The organism is Pseudomonas sp. RW407, assembly GCF_003176655.1.
Taxonomy (GTDB): domain Bacteria; phylum Pseudomonadota; class Gammaproteobacteria; order Pseudomonadales; family Pseudomonadaceae; genus Pseudomonas; species Pseudomonas delhiensis.
Genome location: NZ_QGSL01000106.1, coordinates 966301 through 983844 on the forward strand (window position 1 = coordinate 966301; position 17544 = coordinate 983844).

Genomic DNA, 17544 nt, shown 5'->3' on the forward strand with positions numbered 1-17544 from the left:
TCGCTCTAAGGTCTTGTAAATGTGTGTCCCATCAGCAGGGGTGCGCACCAGCTGACCATCAAGGTCAACAGGTAGAGGCCGAACAGAGCCAGGGGCTCCAGCGGCTTCACGCCTGCGAACGCCAATGCGAAGAGCACTGCCGTCAAAATCAGCTTCCCGGCCTCGCCCGCATAGAAGGAGCGGACGATCATCTGAGCCGAGCGCGCCCCGCTGTAGCGGAACGCCTTGTATGCGAAATAAACGTTCGGCAGCCAGGCGATCAGCCCGCCGAGCAGACCAGAATAGCCGGCCACCACGCCCCGAGTGAAAAACAGGACGCCAGCCCCCAGAAGCACCACGGCCAGTTGGACGAGCAACAGGCGTAAAGCCGGTTGGCGATGGAAGGGCAGGCGGTTCGGCTTGCGGGGTTCCATCTGTCTCAAAGTCCTCTGGCGTCGGCTTCGCAAATCAACAACTTGGCATACTTTGTGCCGACAAAATTGCGCGCAGAGTATAGGGGGCCGGGCATACCCATTCAACAGCCGGGTAGTGATTTCCGACTATCGCTACACAGACGATGGTCTTAGCGAATGTGGGCGAGAACCCCTTGCAACTCGTCCAGCGAGTTGTAGCGGATCACCAGTTGCCCCTTGCCCTTCTGGCCATGGCGAATCTGCACCGGAGCGCCCAGGCGCTCGGCCAGGCGCTGTTCCAGGCGGCTGATGTCGGGGTCGGACTTGACCACCTTGGCAGGTTCGCTGGGGGCGTTGAGCCAGTGGCGTACCAGTGCCTCGGTCTGGCGCACGGTGAGGCCGCGTGCGACAACATGTCGCGCACCTTCCACCTGCCGCGCCTCGGGCAAGCCGAGCAGTGCGCGGGCATGGCCCATCTCCAGGTCGCCGTGGGAGAGCAGCGTCTTGATCTCCTCGGGCAGGGCGATCAGGCGCAGCAGGTTGGCCACGCTGACGCGGGACTTGCCGACGGCGTCGGCGACCTGCTGCTGGGTCAACTGGAACTCCTGCTGCAGGCGTTGCAGCGCGACGGCTTCCTCGAGGGGGTTGAGGTCCTCGCGCTGGATGTTCTCGATCAGCGCCATGGCGATGGCGGCTTCGTCCGGTACCTCGCGCACCAGTGCCGGGATGGTGTCCAGGCCGGCCTGCTGGCTGGCGCGCCAGCGGCGCTCGCCGGCGATGATCTCGTAGCGGCCCTTGTCGAGGGGGCGCACCACGATGGGCTGCATCACCCCCTGGGCCTTGATGGACAGCGCCAGCTCTTCCAGAGCCTGGGGGTCCATGTCGCGGCGCGGCTGGTACTTGCCGCGCTGGATCAGGTCCAGCGGCAGGTGCTGCAGTTCCTTGCTGTCCGCCTGGACGGCCTCTTCCTGCAGGGTGGCGGCGCTGGAGCCACTGAGCAGGGCGTCCAGCCCGCGTCCGAGACCTCGTTTCTTAACGGCCATGCGGGTTCCTTAGTTCGTCATGCGGTGGCGGCTTTGCGGGCGGCGCGCTGTCGGCGCGCGAGTTCGCCGGCCAGCGCCAGGTAGGCCATGGCCCCGCGCGATTGCTTGTCGTAGACCAGCGCCGGCATGCCGAAGCTGGGTGCCTCGGCCAGTCGCACGTTGCGCGGGATCACGGTGGTGTAGAGCTTGTCGCCGAAGTGTTCCTGCAGCTGCGCGCTGACGTCGTTGGTCAGGCTGATGCGCGGATCGTACATGGTCCGCAGCAGGCCCTCGATGCTCAGCGTCGGATTCAGACGCTCGGCGATGCGCTGGATGCTGTTCATCAGGTCGGTCAGGCCTTCCAGGGCGTAGTACTCGCACTGCATGGGGATGATCACCCCGTCGGCGGCGGAAAGGGCGTTGACCGTGAGCATCGACAGCGACGGCGGGCAGTCGATGAGGATGTAGTCGTAGTTCTCGCGCACCGGGGCCAGGGCCTGGCGCAGGCGGTGCTCCTTCATGTCCATCTCCAGCAGCACCACTTCCGCGGCGGTGAGGTCGCGGTTGGCCGGGAGGATCTGGTAGCCGCCGTGCTCGGAGAACTGCATGGCCTGGGCCAGGTCGGCCTCGCCGGTGAGCACGTCGTAGATGGAGTATTCCAGGGACAACTTATCCACACCGCTGCCGGTGGTGGCATTGCCCTGTGGATCGAGGTCGATCAGCAGCACGCGGCGCTTGGTGGCGACCAGCGAGGCGGCGAGGTTGATACAGGTGGTGGTCTTGCCGACACCGCCCTTCTGGTTGGCGATCGCGAATACCTTAGCCATGGTTTTCCCCCGTCCCCGTCATGCTCCGGCGCAGTATCAGCAGATGCCGCTGGCCTTGGCAACCCGGCACGCTGAGCGCGTGCTCGGCTTCGACCCGGAAATCTTCCGGGAGTGCCGCAAGCTCCTGCGCCGGGTGCACGCCCTTCATCGCCAGCCAGCGCGTACTGCCGTCGCCGAGGTGGCGGGTCCAGTTGCAGAAGTCTTCCAGGCTGCTGAAGGCCCGGGAGACGATGCCGTCGAATGCCTGGGCCGGCTGGTAGGCCTCGACCCGGCTGTGGATAACTTCCAGGTTGTGCAGTTTCAGCTCCAGCTTCACCTGGGTGAGGAAGCGGGTCTTCTTGCCGTTGCTGTCGAGCAGCGTCAGGCGCTTGTCCGGGAACAGGATGGCCAGCGGGATGCCGGGCATGCCGCCGCCGCTGCCGACGTCCAGCCAGCGCTCGCCGCCGGCGGCGAGGAAGTGCGGGACGACGCTCAGGCTGTCGAGCAGGTGGCGCGAGACCATCTCGTCGACGTCGCGCACCGCGGTGAGGTTGTACGCCTTGTTCCACTTCGCCAGCAGGGCGAGGTAGGCGAGCAGGCCCTGGCGGCCGGCTTCGTCGAGTTCGACGCCGAGCGCCGCGGCGCCACGCACGAGCTCGTCGGCGTGGGCTTGGGTGACCTGGGACATCAGGCGCTCTGCTCCAGTTGGCGGCCGGTGGCGCGTTTCTTCAGGTGGATCAGCAGCAGCGAGATGGCCGCGGGGGTGACGCCGGGGATGCGGCCGGCCTGGCCGAGGGTCTCCGGGCGGGCCTGGCCGAGCTTGTTCTGGATCTCCTTGGAGAGCCCGGAAATGCTCGTGTAGTCGATATCCACAGGCAGGCGGGTGTCCTCGCTGGCGCGCAGGCGGGCGATCTCTTCCTGCTGGCGGTCGATGTAGCCGGCGTACTTGGTGCGGATCTCCACCTGCTCGGCGACCTGCGCGTCCTCGGCGCCGGCGCCGGTCACCTCGGCCAGGCTGGCGTAGTCGATTTCCGGGCGGGCCAGCAGGTTGAGCAGGTTGTACTCGTGGGCCAGCGGGGTGCCGAAGCGCTCGGCGATGGCGTCGCCCTGCGGGGTGTTCGGCCGCACCCAGGTGCTCTTCAGGCGCTGCTCTTCACGCTCGATGCCTTCGCGCTTGGCCTCGAAGGCCGCCCAGCGGCGGTCGTCCACCAGGCCCAGCTCGCGGCCCTTCTCGGTCAGGCGCAGGTCGGCGTTGTCCTCGCGCAGGATCAGCCGGTACTCGGCGCGCGAGGTGAACATGCGGTAGGGCTCCTGGGTACCCAGGGTGATCAGGTCGTCGACCAGCACGCCGATGTACGCCTCGTCGCGGCGCGGGCACCAGGCCTCGCGGCCCTGGGCGCGCAGCGCGGCGTTGGCGCCGGCGAGCAGGCCCTGGGCGCCAGCCTCTTCGTAGCCGGTGGTGCCGTTGATCTGGCCGGCGAAGAACAGGCCGCCGATGACTTTCGTCTCCAGGCTGTACTTCAGGTCGCGCGGGTCGAAGTAGTCGTACTCGATGGCGTAGCCCGGGCGAACGATGTGGGCGTTCTCCATGCCGCGGATCGAGCGGACGATCTCCAGTTGCACGTCGAACGGCAGCGAGGTGGAGATGCCGTTGGGGTACAGCTCGTGGGTGGTCAGGCCTTCCGGCTCGAGGAACACCTGGTGGCTGTCCTTGTCGGCGAAGCGGTGGATCTTGTCCTCGATCGACGGGCAGTAGCGCGGGCCGATGCCCTCGATGACCCCGGAGTACATCGGCGAGCGGTCGAGGTTGCTGGCGATGATCTCGTGGGTGCGCGCGTTGGTGTGGGTGATCCAGCAGCTGACCTGGCGCGGGTGTTCTTCCTTCGAGCCGAGGAAGGACATCACCGGGATCGGGGTGTCGCCGGGCTGTTCGGTCATCACCGAGAAATCGACGCTGCGGCCGTCGATGCGCGGCGGCGTGCCGGTCTTCAGCCGGCCGACGCGCAGCGGCAGCTCGCGCAGGCGCTTGGCCAGGGCGATGGCCGGCGGGTCACCGGCGCGGCCGCCGGAGTAGTTCTGCAGGCCGATGTGGATAAGTCCGCCGAGGAAGGTGCCTGCAGTCAGTACCACCTGGTCGGCGTGGAATTTCAGCCCCATCTGGGTCACCACGCCGCGCACCTGGTCCTGCTCGACGATCAGGTCGTCGCAGGCCTGCTGGAATATCCACAGGTTCGGCTGGTTTTCCAGGATCTCGCGGACCGCCGCCTTGTACAGCACGCGGTCGGCCTGGGCACGGGTGGCGCGCACGGCAGGGCCCTTGCGGCTGTTGAGCACGCGGAACTGGATGCCGCCCTTGTCGGTGGCGCGGGCCATGGCCCCGCCCAGGGCATCGATTTCCTTGACCAGGTGGCTCTTGCCGATGCCGCCGATGGCCGGGTTGCAGCTCATCTGGCCCAGGGTTTCCACATTGTGGGTGAGCAGCAGGGTCTTCACGCCCATGCGTGCGGCCGCCAGCGCGGCCTCCGTGCCGGCATGGCCACCGCCGATCACTATCACGTCAAAACGGGAAGGGAAATCCACCACGCACCTCGTGCCTGTCGATCAGGGAAAGAAAAAGAGAGCCGCACAGTATAGGGGCTTAGCCCTGCCGATTGAAGGGACCTGTATGAAAAGTAGCCAATCGGCCTTTCGGGTGTCACACCGGGGAATGCTTCATTCACAAAAAAAGAGAGAGGAAATTTTTAAATCTTTTTAGAGCTAGTGATTATGTTTGGTGTGGACATTTTTTGTGGATAAGTGGGTCAAGCCCTTCTGCGACGATATTTACAGCCAAGGATAAGCCTGTGCCGAAGGTGTCGGGAAGCGGGGCATTTCCGGTTGAACACCTGTGTATGGAATGCATTGTTATACACAGGGCGGTTATCCCCGGGTTTGGCCACCGGGTTGTCTACGGACCTATACGGTAGTTTTCCACAGGGTTCAGGGTGGCGTGTGTATAGTCCCTTGCAGGCTAGATTTCGTGGGGACTGTGCGTCTTTTTAGCTTGGGCGCTGTCCACACCTGGTTGAAAAAAAGATGGGGAAAAGGGGGGCTTGCACACATCATCCACAGGGGATGCGTGATGTGGATAAGAGAAGGTTCGAGTTGAAGATCGACTCGTTGGTGGAGTCTTCCTCGGATGCCGATCATTCCCCGGAGTGGCCGCCGAGTTCCCGCTCGATCTGCTCGATCGTGGGCAGGCTGGTCCGAAGTGCTTCCGGCAGCGATTGCAGCAGCTTGTATTCGGCAATGCCCATGGGCTGCGACTTGTCGCCCAGGGCGTATTCGGCCACTACCTTGTTATGGCTCTTGCACAACAGCAGGCCGATGGTGGGGCTGTCGTGTTCGTTCTTCACCTGGCGATCCACAGCCGTCAGGTAGAAGCTCAGTTGCCCCAGGTGGTCCGGCTTGAACTTGCCCGCCTTCAGCTCTATCACCACGTAGCAGCGCAGTTTGAGGTGATAGAACAGCAGGTCGATGAAGAACTCCTCGCCGCCTACCTCCAGCGGCACCTGCCGGCCGACGAAGGCAAAGCCCGCGCCCAGTTCCAGCAGGAAGTTGGTGACGTGTCGCACCAGTGCCTGCTCGATCTCGCGCTCCTGCGCCTGTTCGCCAAGCCCCAGAAAATCGAAGCGGTACGGGTCTTTCAGCGACTCGGTGGCCAGGTCGGATTGCGCCTTGGGCAGGTGGGCCCCGAAGTTGGTCACGGCCTTGCCGGTTCGTTCCAGCAGACCGGCTTCGATCTGCATCACCAGCACGTTGCGCGACCAGTTGTGCTCGATTGCCTTGGCCGCATACCACTTACGGGTTTCGGGCCCGGGTAGCTTATCCATCAGCGCCAGGTGGTGGTACCAGGGCAATTGTGCAAGCACCTCTTGCACAAATGACTCATCCGGCCAGGCCTCGGCAAAGGCCCGCATATATTTGAGATTGCGCAGGGAAAAGCCCTTCATGTCCGGAAAGGCCGATCGCAGGTCCTGGGCCAGCCTGTCGATCACCTTGGCTCCCCATCCCTGCTTCGCCTGCCGTTGCAGGATATCGCGGCCGATCTGCCAATAGAGCTGCACCAGTTCGCGGTTGACCGCCAGCGTGGCGCGCTGTTGCGCAGCGTGGATGCGGCTCTTAACGTCGACCAGCCAGTCGGCATAGCCTTGCGGGGCGGTGGAAAGGGAGGTCGGCTTGTCGGTCATGGCGATGTCACTCCCTTCGGAGGGCGCTCATTCAGATATCCACAGCTTCGGCATCCGCATGATCGTCACATCGCGCCACGCTGCCGGCAGTGTGGCGACTATCTCGCACTGTTCCCTTCTTGCTTTCCTGGATGTAGCCAGAATTTTCTCAAAGGCCTCGCTTGCATGCGGTAGAGCCGCAGCAGGTCCGGCGCTACATCACTTCCCGATGCAGAAGCTGGAGAAGATCCGCCCCAGCAGGTCATCGGAGCTGAACGCCCCGGTGATCTCCCCCAGGGCCTGCTGGGCATGGCGCAGGTCCTCGGCCAGCAGTTCCCCGGCGCCGGCGAGCAGCAGCTGGGCGTGGCCGTGGTCGAGGTGCTGCCCGGCCTGGCGCAGCGCTTCCAGGTGGCGGCGGCGGGCGCTGAAGCTGCTTTCGGCGGTCTGTTCGAAGCCCATGCAGGCCTTCAGGTGTTCGCGCAGCAGGTCCAGGCCTTCGCCGGATCGCGCGGAGAGAGTCAGGGTGACGTGGCCGTCGGCGCTTTCCTCGATGCCCACCGGGCTTGTGGATAAGTCGGCCTTGTTGCGGATCAGCGTGACCCGCGCCGGGTCCGGGCGCTCGTCGAGGAATTCCGGCCAGAGAGCGAAGGGGTCGGCGGCTTCCGGCGCGGTGGAGTCGATCACCAGCAACACCCGGTCGGCTTCGCCGATGGCCTTGAGCGCGCGTTCCACGCCGATCTTTTCCACATGGTCCTCGGTGTCGCGCAGGCCGGCGGTGTCCACGACGTGCAGCGGCATGCCGTCGATGTGGATATGTTCGCGCAGCACGTCGCGGGTGGTGCCGGCGATATCGGTGACGATCGCCGCCTCGCGCCCGGCCAGGGCGTTGAGCAGGCTGGACTTGCCGGCATTGGGCCGGCCGGCGATCACCACCGTCATGCCGTCGCGCAGCAGCGCGCCCTGGCCGGCTTCGCGCAGGACTCCGGCGAGTTCCGCGCGGACCTTGTCGAGCTGCGACAGCACGTGGCCATCGGCGAGGAAGTCGATTTCCTCCTCGGGGAAGTCGATGGCCGCCTCGACGTAGATGCGCAGCTGGATCAGCTGTTCGGTGAGCTGGTGCACGCGCCGCGAGAACTCGCCCTGCAGCGAGCGCACGGCATTGCGCGCGGCCTGGGCCGAGCTGGCCTCGATGAGGTCGGCGATGGCCTCGGCCTGGGCCAGGTCGAGCTTGTCGTTGAGGAAGGCGCGCTCGCTGAACTCGCCGGGGCGGGCCTGGCGCGAGCCCAGTTCCAGGCAGCGCTGCAGGAGCATGTCGAGCACCACCGGGCCGCCATGGCCGTGCAGCTCCACCACGTCCTCGCCGGTGAAGGAGTTGGGGCCGCGGAAGAACAGCAGCAGGCCTTCGTCGATCACCTCGCCTTCGTCGTCGTAGAAGGGCCCGTAGTGGGCGAAGCGCGGCTGCGGCTCGCGGCCGCTGAGGCTGATGGCGATGGGCAGCGCCCGGGACCCGGAGACGCGGACGATGCCGACGCCGCCCCGGCCCTGGGCGGTGGCGACGGCGGCGATGGTTTCACGGGCTGCGTTCATGGCTTTCCTCCGGATAGCAGAACGCCCCACGAGGGGGCGTTCTGTAGGCTGGGCCGAGGGCGTGGCGTCAGGCGGTCTTGGCCTTGCTCGCGCCTTCGATCTGCCGGGTAATGTACCACTGCTGGGCGATGGACAGGCAGTTGTTGACCACCCAGTACAGCACCAGGCCGGCCGGGAACCACAGGAAGAAGAAGGTGAAGATGATCGGCATCAGCTTCATCACCTTGGCCTGCATGGGATCCGGCGGGGTCGGGTTGAGCATCTGCTGGACCAGCATGGTGGCGCCCATGACGATCGGTAGGATGAAGAACGGGTCCTTCACCGAGAGGTCGGTGATCCAACCCAGCCACGGGGCCTGGCGCATCTCGACGCTTTCCAGCAGTACCCAGTAGAGGGAGAGGAACACCGGCATCTGCACCAGGATCGGCAGGCAGCCGCCCAGCGGGTTGATCTTCTCCTTCTTGTACAGCTCCATCATCGCCTGGGACATCTTCTGGCGATCGTCACCGTGCTGTTCCTTGATCGCGGCCATCTTCGGCGAGACGGCACGCATGCGCGCCATCGACTTGTAGCTGGCGGCGGACAGCGGGAAGAAGGCCAGCTTGATGACGACGGTCAGCAGGATGATCGACCAGCCCCAGTTGCCGACCAGGCCGTGGATATGTTGCAGCAGCCAGAAGATCGGCTGGGCGATGAACCACAGCGGGCCGTAGTCGACGGTCAGCTCCAGGCCCGGGGACAGCTCACCCAGGTACTTCTGCAGCTTGGGACCGGCATACAGGGTCAGGCTGGTCTCGCCCTTGGCGCCGGCGGGCACGCTCAGGGTCGGGCCGGTGAAGCCGACGATGTAGTTGCCCTGGGGGTCCTTGCGGGTCATCACGTTGTGGGTGTCGCCCTTGGCGGGCACCCAGGCTGTGACGAAGTAGTGCTGCAGCCAGGCTACCCAGCCGCCCTGCAGGCTCTGCTTGAAGGGCTCCTTGTCCATGTCTTTCATGGACACCTTCACGTAGGGCTTCTCCGGGGTCCAGACCGCTGCGCCCAGATAGGTGGACACGCCGGTGGCGGTGGTGGACGACGGGTCGGCGCTGGCGTCGCGCTTGAGCTGGGCGAACAGCGAAGCGCTCCAGGGCTTGCCGCTCTGGTTGTCGACCAGGTAGGTGACGTCGATCTGGTAGGCGTTCGGGTTGATGCAGTCGAGCTTCTTCTGCGCCTTTTCCTTGTCGCTGCAGTCGGTCTTCAGGCCGCGGTGGAAGGTGAAGCGCTTGATGTAGCTGACGCCATCGCGGGCGAAGTTCAGGTCGACCACCAGTTGGTCCTGGCCGTCGGCCAGCTGGTACTGGGTCTTGGTACTGCTGTACAGCGGGCGGCCGGCGACGGCGGCGTCCGGACCGTCGGTGCCGGTCAGGCCGCTCTGCGCGAGGTAGGTGCGCTGGCCATGCTCGAACAGGGCGAAGGGCAGGTCCGGGCGATCCTGGCGCATCGGGTACTGGGTCAGGCCCAGTTGCACCACGTCACCGCCACGGGGGTCGATGGCCAGGTCGAGGACGTCGGTCTTCACCTGGATCAGCTGCCCGTTGGCGGCTGCTGGTTGCTGGGCGCTGGGCAGCCCGGTTTCGCCGCTCTGGGCGGTCGGTACGTCGGCGCTGGCAGTGCCGGTGGCAGGCACGGACGTATCCGGCAGGCCCTGGGACTGTTGGTTGAACGACGCGGTCTGGGCCGGCAGTTCGGGCTGACCGTAGTCCTTGTTCCACTGGAGAACCAGCGCATAGGACACGATAGCCAGGGCGACGATGAGGATCGAGCGTTTGATGTCCATGGTTACTCGGCCGTCGAGGATGGGCGATGCTTGGAAGTGGCGGGCGGCACGGGATCATAGCCACCGGGATGCCAGGGATGGCAGCGGCCCAGGCGACGCAGGGCCAGCCAGCCGCCGCGCAGGAAGCCATGGTGTTCGATGGCTTCGTACGCGTAGCAGGAGCAGCTGGGGTGAAAGCGACAGTGACTGGCCATCAAGGGGCTGATGGCGTAGCGGTAAAACTGGATGAGAAGCAGCGCCAGTCTACGCATGGGAACTGTCGGCGACCCCCGGAGGTTCGGTTGCGCTTTCCGGCCGGGGTCGGTTGCGCAGCAGGCGTTTGAAGAGCTTGCCGAATTGCTGGTGCAGTTCGGGGTTCTGCAATTCACCCAACCCCTTGCGCGCAATGACCACGATGTCCAGGCCGGCCAGGGCTTCCTGGTTGTGCCGGAACGATTCGCGGATCAGGCGTTTGAGGCGGTTGCGCTCGACGGCGAGCTTGACGTTCTTCTTGCCGATCACCAGGCCGAGGCGGGGGTGATCCAGAGCGTTTTCGCGCGCCAGCAGCAGGACATGCTTACCGGGAACCTTGGCGCTGGGGGAGTCGAAGACCGCTGTGAAATGCCGGGCTGTCAGAAGACGCTTTTCCCGGTCGAATCCTCGACTCACCACCTGTGCCGGGCGAATCAGACGGTCAGACGCTTGCGGCCCTTGGCGCGACGACGCGACAGAACCTGACGGCCGTTCTTGGTGGCCATGCGAGCGCGGAAACCATGGACGCGAGCGCGCTTGAGAGTGCTGGGTTGGAAAGTACGTTTCATTGTTCGGTACCTGGATTGATGACCTGAGGTCGCAGGGACCCCGTTTAAAGAGACCGGCGATTCTAGTGAAAACCCCGAGTCAGGTCAATTTCCAACCAGCCGGAATCGCCCAGTGGAATTGCGCTGAAATAAAAGACAGGGAAAAAAGGTCTTTAAAGGATAGTGAAAGCGACTGTTATAGGGCGCCGCCAAATCTGTGGATAAGTCAATTCTGGCCACTGTTTGCGGGCCATGGCGGATTTCATGAAGGTGTCGAGAAGCGGTGACCCTCCTGTGCAGCTGCGGTGGATAATCTGGGGAAGAAAGACCTGTTTGTCCACAGCGATGGTTTTCAACAGCTTTCCACCCCCATCCATCCCTGGGTCGATGCAGGGGTTATCCACAACTTTCAGGGTGCGCCGGCCATCGCCATATGCCATCATTAACACCTTGATTTTGCTTGCCCACTTGTTGATTTCTCATGTGGATAAGTCCGTAGCGCACAGCTACAATTGCGCTTTCCTTTTCGTTCCATTCCTTTCCAAATCCTGGGGGATACCCGTGTCCGTGGAACTCTGGCAGCAGTGCGTGGAATTGCTCCGCGACGAGCTGCCATCCCAGCAATTCAACACCTGGATCCGGCCGCTGCAGGTCGAGGCCGAGGGCGAGGAGCTGCGTGTCTACGCACCGAACCGTTTCGTGTTGGACTGGGTCAACGAAAAATACATGGGGCGTCTGCTCGAATTGCTGGGTGAACGCGGCAATGGGCAGATTCCCGCCCTTTCGCTGCTCATCGGCAGCCGCCGCAGCCGAGCCCCGCGCCCTGCGCTGATGCCGCAGAGCCACGCAATGCCCGCGCCGACCATCACCCCGCCGCCGTCGCCGGCGCAGGTGCGCGCCGCCAAGGCCCAGGCCTACCAGGCCGAGGCGCCCGCCCAGGCCGAAGCGGCCAGCCGGGTGCAGCAGATGCAGCTCAACGTGCAGGAGCCGATGCCCGACATCGACGAGTCTAGCCCGAGCATCGACCCGCTCGCCGCCGCCGCGGCCATGCCCTCGGCGCCCGCGGTGCGCACCGAGCGCAACGTGCAGGTGGAAGGCGCGCTCAAGCACACCAGCTACCTGAACCGCACCTTCACCTTCGAGAACTTCGTCGAGGGCAAGTCCAACCAACTGGCCCGCGCCGCGGCCTGGCAGGTGGCGGACAACCTCAAGCACGGCTACAACCCGCTCTTCCTTTATGGGGGCGTGGGCCTGGGCAAGACGCACCTGATGCACGCCGTGGGCAACCACCTGCTGAAGAAGAACCCGAACGCCAAGGTCGTGTACCTGCATTCGGAGCGCTTCGTCGCAGACATGGTCAAGGCCCTGCAGCTGAACGCCATCAACGAGTTCAAGCGCTTCTACCGCTCGGTGGACGCCCTGCTGATCGACGACATCCAGTTCTTCGCCCGCAAGGAGCGTTCCCAGGAAGAGTTCTTCCACACCTTCAACGCCCTGCTCGAAGGTGGCCAGCAGGTGATCCTCACCAGCGACCGCTACCCGAAGGAGATCGAAGGCCTGGAAGAGCGGCTGAAATCGCGCTTCGGCTGGGGCCTGACGGTGGCGGTGGAGCCGCCGGAGCTGGAAACCCGCGTGGCCATTCTGATGAAGAAGGCCGAGCAGGCGAAGGTGGAGTTGCCGCACGACGCGGCTTTCTTCATCGCCCAGCGCATCCGTTCCAACGTGCGCGAGCTTGAGGGTGCCCTGAAAAGGGTGATCGCCCACTCCCACTTCATGGGCCGGCCGATCACCATCGAGCTAATCCGCGAGTCGCTGAAGGACCTGCTGGCCCTGCAGGACAAGCTGGTCAGCATCGACAACATCCAGCGCACCGTCGCCGAGTACTACAAGATCAAGATCGCCGACTTGCTGTCCAAGCGCCGTTCGCGCTCGGTGGCGCGTCCGCGCCAGGTGGCCATGGCCCTGTCCAAGGAACTGACCAACCACAGCCTGCCGGAAATCGGTGTGGCTTTCGGTGGTCGGGACCACACCACGGTGCTGCACGCCTGTCGTAAGATCGCTCAATTGAAGGAATCCGACGCGGACATCCGCGAGGACTACAAGAACCTGCTGCGTACGCTGACCACCTGAGGCCAAGCTGCAGCCCCACGAGGCAAGGGATTAGACCATGCATTTCACCATTCAACGCGAAGCTCTGTTGAAACCCCTGCAACTGGTCGCTGGTGTGGTCGAGCGCCGCCAGACGCTGCCGGTTCTTTCCAACGTGCTGCTGGTGGTCCAGGGCCAGCAGCTGTCGCTGACCGGTACCGACCTCGAGGTCGAACTGGTTGGCCGCGTCACCCTGGAAGAGCCGGCCGAACCGGGTGAGATCACCGTCCCGGCACGCAAGCTCATGGACATCTGCAAGAGCCTGCCCAGCGATGCGCTGATCGACATCCGTGTCGACGAGCAGAAGCTGCTGGTCAAGGCCGGCCGTAGCCGCTTCACCCTGTCTACCCTGCCGGCCAACGACTTCCCCACCGTCGAGGAAGGCCCGGGCTCGCTGACCTTCAGCCTGGTGCAGAGCAAGCTGCGCCGCCTGATCGACCGCACCAGCTTCGCCATGGCCCAGCAGGACGTGCGCTACTACCTCAACGGCATGCTGCTGGAAGTGTCCAACGGTACCCTGCGTGCCGTGGCCACCGACGGCCACCGCCTGGCCATGTGCTCCTTCAGCGGCGGCGTGCCGGAGGCCCAGGACCGCCACCAGGTCATCGTGCCGCGCAAGGGCATCCTGGAACTGGCGCGCCTGCTCACCGAACAGGACGGCCAGGTGGACATCGTTCTCGGCCAGCACCACATTCGCGCCACCACCGGCGAGTTCACCTTCACCTCCAAGCTGGTGGACGGCAAGTTCCCCGACTACGAGCGCGTGCTGCCCAAGGGCGGCGACAAGCTGGTGATCGGTGACCGCCAGCTGCTGCGCGAGGCCTTCAGCCGTACTGCGATCCTCTCCAACGAGAAGTACCGCGGCATTCGCCTGCAACTGACCTCCGGCCTGCTGAAGATCCAGGCGAACAACCCGGAGCAGGAGGAAGCGGAAGAAGAAGTGCAGGTCGACTACAACGGCAGCAGCCTGGAAATCGGCTTCAACGTCAGCTACCTGCTGGACGTACTGGGCGTGATGGGCACCGAGCAGGTTCGCATGATCCTCTCCGACGCCAACAGCAGCGCCCTGCTGCAGGAAGCCGACAACGACGACTCCGCCTACGTCGTCATGCCGATGCGTCTCTGACCTTCACTGAATGTCACTGACCCGCGTCTCGGTCACCGCGGTGCGCAACCTGCACCCGGTGACCTTCTCCCCCTCCCCTCGCATCAACATCCTCTACGGCGAAAACGGCAGCGGCAAGACCAGCGTGCTCGAAGCCGTCCACCTGCTCGGCCTCGCCCGCTCCTTCCGCAGCCAGCGCCTGCAACCGGTCATCCAGTACGAACAGGCCGCCTGCACCGTCTTCGGCCAGGTCCAGCTGGCCAATGGCATGACCAGCAACCTGGGGATTTCCCGGGAGCGCCAGGGCGAGTTCCAGATTCGCATTGACGGCCAGAATGCACGCAGCACCGCCCAGCTGGCGGAAACCTTGCCGTTGCAGCTGATCAACCCGGACAGCTTCCGTCTATTGGAGGGGGCTCCGAAGATTCGCCGGCAGTTCCTCGACTGGGGTGTGTTCCACGTGGAACAACGCTTCATGGTCGCCTGGCAGCGGCTGCAGAAGGCGCTGCGCCAGCGGAACTCGTGGCTCCGACATGGTAGACTGGACGGTGCTTCGCAGGCTGCCTGGGACCGCGAATTGTGCAGTGCCAGCGACGAAATCGATGGCTATCGGCGGTCCTATATCCAGACGCTCAAACCGGTCTTCGAACAGACGCTGGGCGAGCTGATCCAGTTGGACCAGCTCACCCTCAGTTATTACCGCGGCTGGGACAAGGATCGCGAGCTGGGCGAAGTATTGAATGGCAGCTTGTTGCGCGACCAGCAGATGGGGCACACCCAGGCTGGGCCGCAACGGGCCGATCTACGAATTCGCCTGGGCGGGCATAACGCGGCAGATATCCTGTCGCGGGGGCAGCAGAAACTCGTAGTCTGCGCCCTGCGTATTGCCCAGGGGCACCTGATCAATCAGGCCAAGCGAGGCCAGTGCGTCTACCTGGTGGACGACCTGCCCTCGGAACTCGACGAAAAGCACCGGCGTTCGTTGTGCCGGTTGCTTGAAGATTTGGGTTGCCAGGTATTCATCACCTGCGTCGACCCTGAACCATTGAAGGACAGCTGGCGAACGGACACGCCGGTTGCGATGTTCCACGTGGAACATGGGCATGTCTCTCAGACCACCCTCGGGAGTGAAGAATGAGCGAGAACAACACGTACGACTCTAACAGCATCAAGGTGCTGAAGGGGCTGGACGCGGTACGCAAGCGTCCGGGCATGTACATCGGCGACACGGACGATGGCACCGGCCTGCACCACATGGTGTTCGAGGTGCTGGACAACTCGATCGACGAAGCCCTGGCTGGCTACTGCAGCGAGATCAGCGTCACCATCCACACCGATGAATCGATCACCGTCCGCGACAACGGCCGTGGCATTCCTGTCGATATCCACAAGGAAGAAGGGGTTTCCGCAGCCGAGGTCATCATGACCGTGCTGCACGCCGGCGGTAAGTTCGACGACAACTCCTACAAGGTGTCCGGTGGCCTGCACGGCGTGGGTGTGTCCGTGGTGAACGCGCTCTCCGAGGAACTGCGCCTGACCATCCGCCGCGAAGGCAAGGTCTGGGAGCAGATCTACCGCCACGGCGTGCCACAGTTCCCCCTGCGCCCGGTGGGCGAGACCGATGGCTCGGGTACCGAGGTGCATTTCAAGGCCTCCGACGAGACCTTCACCAGCATCCACTTCAGTTGGGACATCCTGGCCAAGCGCATCCGTGAGCTGTCCTTCCTCAACTCCGGCGTGGGCATCCTGCTGCGCGACGAGCGCACCGGCAAGGAGGAGCTGTTCAAGTACGAAGGGGGCCTGCGCGCCTTCGTCGAGTACCTGAACACCAACAAGAACATCGTCAACCAGGTGTTCCACTTCAACACCCAGCGCGAGGAAGACGGCGTTGGCGTGGAAGTCGCCCTGCAGTGGAACGACAGCTTCAACGAGAACATCCTCTGCTTCACCAACAACATTCCGCAGCGTGACGGTGGCACTCACCTGGCGGGCTTCCGCTCCGCCCTCACCCGCCACCTGAACAACTACATCGAGCAGGAAGGCCTGGCGAAGAAGTACAAGATCGCCACCACCGGCGACGACGCCCGTGAAGGCCTGACCGCGATCATCTCGGTGAAGGTGCCGGATCCGAAGTTCAGCTCGCAGACCAAGGACAAGCTGGTGTCCTCCGAGGTGAAGACCGCGGTGGAACAGGAGATGGGCAAGTACTTCGCCGACTTCCTGCTGGAGAACCCCAACGAGGCCAAGGCCGTGGTCGGCAAGATGATCGACGCCGCCCGCGCCCGTGAGGCCGCGCGCAAGGCCCGCGAGATGACCCGCCGCAAGGGCGCGCTGGACATCGCCGGCCTGCCGGGCAAGCTCGCCGACTGCCAGGAGAAGGACCCCGCCCTCTCCGAACTCTACATCGTGGAGGGTGACTCCGCGGGCGGTTCTGCCAAGCAGGGCCGCAACCGCAAGACCCAGGCGATCCTGCCGCTCAAGGGCAAGATCCTCAACGTCGAGAAGGCTCGCTTCGACAAGATGCTCTCCTCTCAGGAGGTGGGCACCCTGATCACCGCGCTGGGCTGCGGCATCGGGCGCGAGGAGTACAACATCGACAAGCTGCGCTACCACAACATCATCATCATGACCGATGCTGACGTCGACGGTTCGCACATCCGCACCCTGCTGCTGACCTTCTTCTTCCGCCAGCTCCCCGAGCTGGTCGAGCGCGGCTACATCTACATCGCCCAGCCGCCGCTGTACAAGGTGAAGAAAGGCAAGCAGGAGCAGTACATCAAGGACGACGTGGCCATGGAGGAATACATGACCCAGTCGGCCCTCGAGGACGCCAGCGTGCACGTCAACGAAAGCGCCCCGGGCCTGTCCGGCGAGGCGCTGGAGAAGCTGGTCAACGAGTACCGCACCGTCATGCGTACCCTCTCCCGCCTGTCGCGCCTGTACCCGCAGGACCTGACCGAGCACTTCGTCTACCTGCCGCGCATCGACGTCGAGCAACTGGGCGACCAGGCCGCCATGCAGGCCTGGCTGGAACAGTACCAGGCGCGCCTGAAGACCTCCGAGAAGTCCGGCCTGACCTACACCGCCAGCCTGCGCGAGGATCGCGAGCGCCACCTGTGGCTGCCGGAGGTGGAGATGATCGCCCACGGCCTGTCCAACTACGTGACCTTCAACCGCGACTTCTTCGCCAGCAACGACTACCGCTCGGTCACCGAGCTGGGTGCCAAGCTGAACAGCCTGATGGAAGAAGGCGCCTACGTGCAGAAGGGCGAGCGCAAGAAGCCGGTCTCCAGCTTCAAGGACGCGCTCGAGTGGCTGATGGCCGAAGGCACCAAGCGCCACAGCATCCAGCGATACAAAGGCCTCGGCGAGATGAACCCGGACCAGCTGTGGGAAACCACCATGGACCCGAACGTCCGCCGCATGCTGAAGGTGACCATCGAGGATGCCATCGCCGCCGACCAGATCTTCAACACCCTGATGGGCGATGCCGTGGAGCCGCGCCGCGACTTCATCGAAAGCAACGCCCTGGCGGTGTCGAACCTGGACGTTTGATGGCTCGCGGTAGCAGAGCCATCTGGCTGGACCCGCCATGCGGGTGCTACCGCTAATATCCCGTAAAAAGCCCTGGCTTGGTGCCGGGGCTTTTTTTGATCGGGAATCCGTCGGCATGGGTGTGAA

General features: G+C 64.2%; 15 protein-coding genes. 4 read left to right on the forward strand and 11 right to left on the reverse strand.

Annotated features, from left to right (window positions below):
• Positions 1-5: 5 nt before the first annotated feature.
• The 11 genes from DK254_RS21070 to rpmH all read right to left on the reverse strand — a co-directional run bounded on the left by DK254_RS21070 (position 6) and on the right by rpmH (position 10631).
• The gene (locus DK254_RS21070) at positions 6-413 is read right to left on the reverse strand and encodes a F0F1 ATP synthase subunit I (RefSeq protein ID WP_109935331.1); all 408 of its coding nucleotides are present in this window, start codon (positions 411-413) and stop codon (positions 6-8) included.
• A gap of 149 nt (positions 414-562) precedes the next feature.
• Positions 563-1435, reverse strand: a complete 873-nt coding sequence (locus DK254_RS21075) for a ParB/RepB/Spo0J family partition protein (protein ID WP_109935332.1) — start codon at positions 1433-1435, stop codon at positions 563-565.
• Between the two features lie 17 nt (positions 1436-1452).
• Complete coding sequence (locus DK254_RS21080; RefSeq protein WP_109935333.1) at positions 1453-2241, reverse strand: ParA family protein; 789 nt, start codon at positions 2239-2241, stop codon at positions 1453-1455.
• Entirely contained in the window at positions 2234-2908 is a 675-nt protein-coding gene (rsmG, locus tag DK254_RS21085) for a 16S rRNA (guanine(527)-N(7))-methyltransferase RsmG (protein ID WP_109935334.1), read from the reverse strand. The genes DK254_RS21080 and rsmG overlap by 8 nt, the downstream gene beginning before the upstream one ends.
• A complete protein-coding gene (gene mnmG, locus DK254_RS21090) occupies positions 2908-4800 on the reverse strand; it encodes a tRNA uridine-5-carboxymethylaminomethyl(34) synthesis enzyme MnmG (RefSeq protein ID WP_109935335.1) in 1893 nt (630 codons plus the stop codon). The genes rsmG and mnmG overlap by 1 nt, the downstream gene beginning before the upstream one ends.
• Positions 4801-5405: 605 nt before the next feature.
• Positions 5406-6449, reverse strand: a complete 1044-nt coding sequence (locus DK254_RS21095; RefSeq protein WP_109935336.1) for a YhcG family protein — start codon at positions 6447-6449, stop codon at positions 5406-5408.
• A gap of 198 nt (positions 6450-6647) precedes the next feature.
• Positions 6648-8015, reverse strand: coding sequence for a tRNA uridine-5-carboxymethylaminomethyl(34) synthesis GTPase MnmE (gene mnmE / locus DK254_RS21100; protein WP_109935337.1), 1368 nt, complete (start codon positions 8013-8015; stop codon positions 6648-6650).
• A gap of 67 nt (positions 8016-8082) precedes the next feature.
• The gene (gene yidC / locus DK254_RS21105) at positions 8083-9831 is read right to left on the reverse strand and encodes a membrane protein insertase YidC (RefSeq protein ID WP_109935338.1); all 1749 of its coding nucleotides are present in this window, start codon (positions 9829-9831) and stop codon (positions 8083-8085) included.
• 2 nt (positions 9832-9833) lie between these two features.
• Complete coding sequence (gene yidD / locus DK254_RS21110; protein WP_043270141.1) at positions 9834-10082, reverse strand: membrane protein insertion efficiency factor YidD; 249 nt, start codon at positions 10080-10082, stop codon at positions 9834-9836.
• Positions 10075-10482 carry a ribonuclease P protein component gene (rnpA, locus tag DK254_RS21115; protein WP_074980762.1) on the reverse strand — a complete coding sequence of 136 codons (408 nt, stop codon included), beginning with the start codon at positions 10480-10482 and terminating at the stop codon, positions 10075-10077. The genes yidD and rnpA overlap by 8 nt, the downstream gene beginning before the upstream one ends.
• 14 nt (positions 10483-10496) lie before the next feature.
• Complete coding sequence (gene rpmH / locus DK254_RS21120) at positions 10497-10631, reverse strand: 50S ribosomal protein L34 (protein WP_003100258.1); 135 nt, start codon at positions 10629-10631, stop codon at positions 10497-10499.
• A 540-nt stretch (positions 10632-11171) separates the two neighbouring features.
• On the opposite strand from rpmH, the gene dnaA reads away from it, so the two are divergent.
• The 4 genes from dnaA to gyrB are packed head-to-tail and all read left to right on the forward strand — an operon-like array spanning position 11172 to position 17418.
• Entirely contained in the window at positions 11172-12740 is a 1569-nt protein-coding gene (gene dnaA, locus DK254_RS21125) for a chromosomal replication initiator protein DnaA (RefSeq protein ID WP_058071036.1), read from the forward strand.
• Between the two features lie 37 nt (positions 12741-12777).
• The gene (dnaN, locus tag DK254_RS21130; RefSeq protein WP_109935339.1) at positions 12778-13884 is read left to right on the forward strand and encodes a DNA polymerase III subunit beta; all 1107 of its coding nucleotides are present in this window, start codon (positions 12778-12780) and stop codon (positions 13882-13884) included.
• 10 nt (positions 13885-13894) lie between these two features.
• Positions 13895-15001, forward strand: coding sequence for a DNA replication/repair protein RecF (gene recF, locus DK254_RS21135; RefSeq protein ID WP_109935340.1), 1107 nt, complete (start codon positions 13895-13897; stop codon positions 14999-15001).
• Entirely contained in the window at positions 14998-17418 is a 2421-nt protein-coding gene (gyrB, locus tag DK254_RS21140) for a DNA topoisomerase (ATP-hydrolyzing) subunit B (RefSeq protein ID WP_109935341.1), read from the forward strand. Before recF ends, gyrB begins: the two co-directional genes overlap by 4 nt.
• Positions 17419-17544 lie beyond the last annotated feature (126 nt).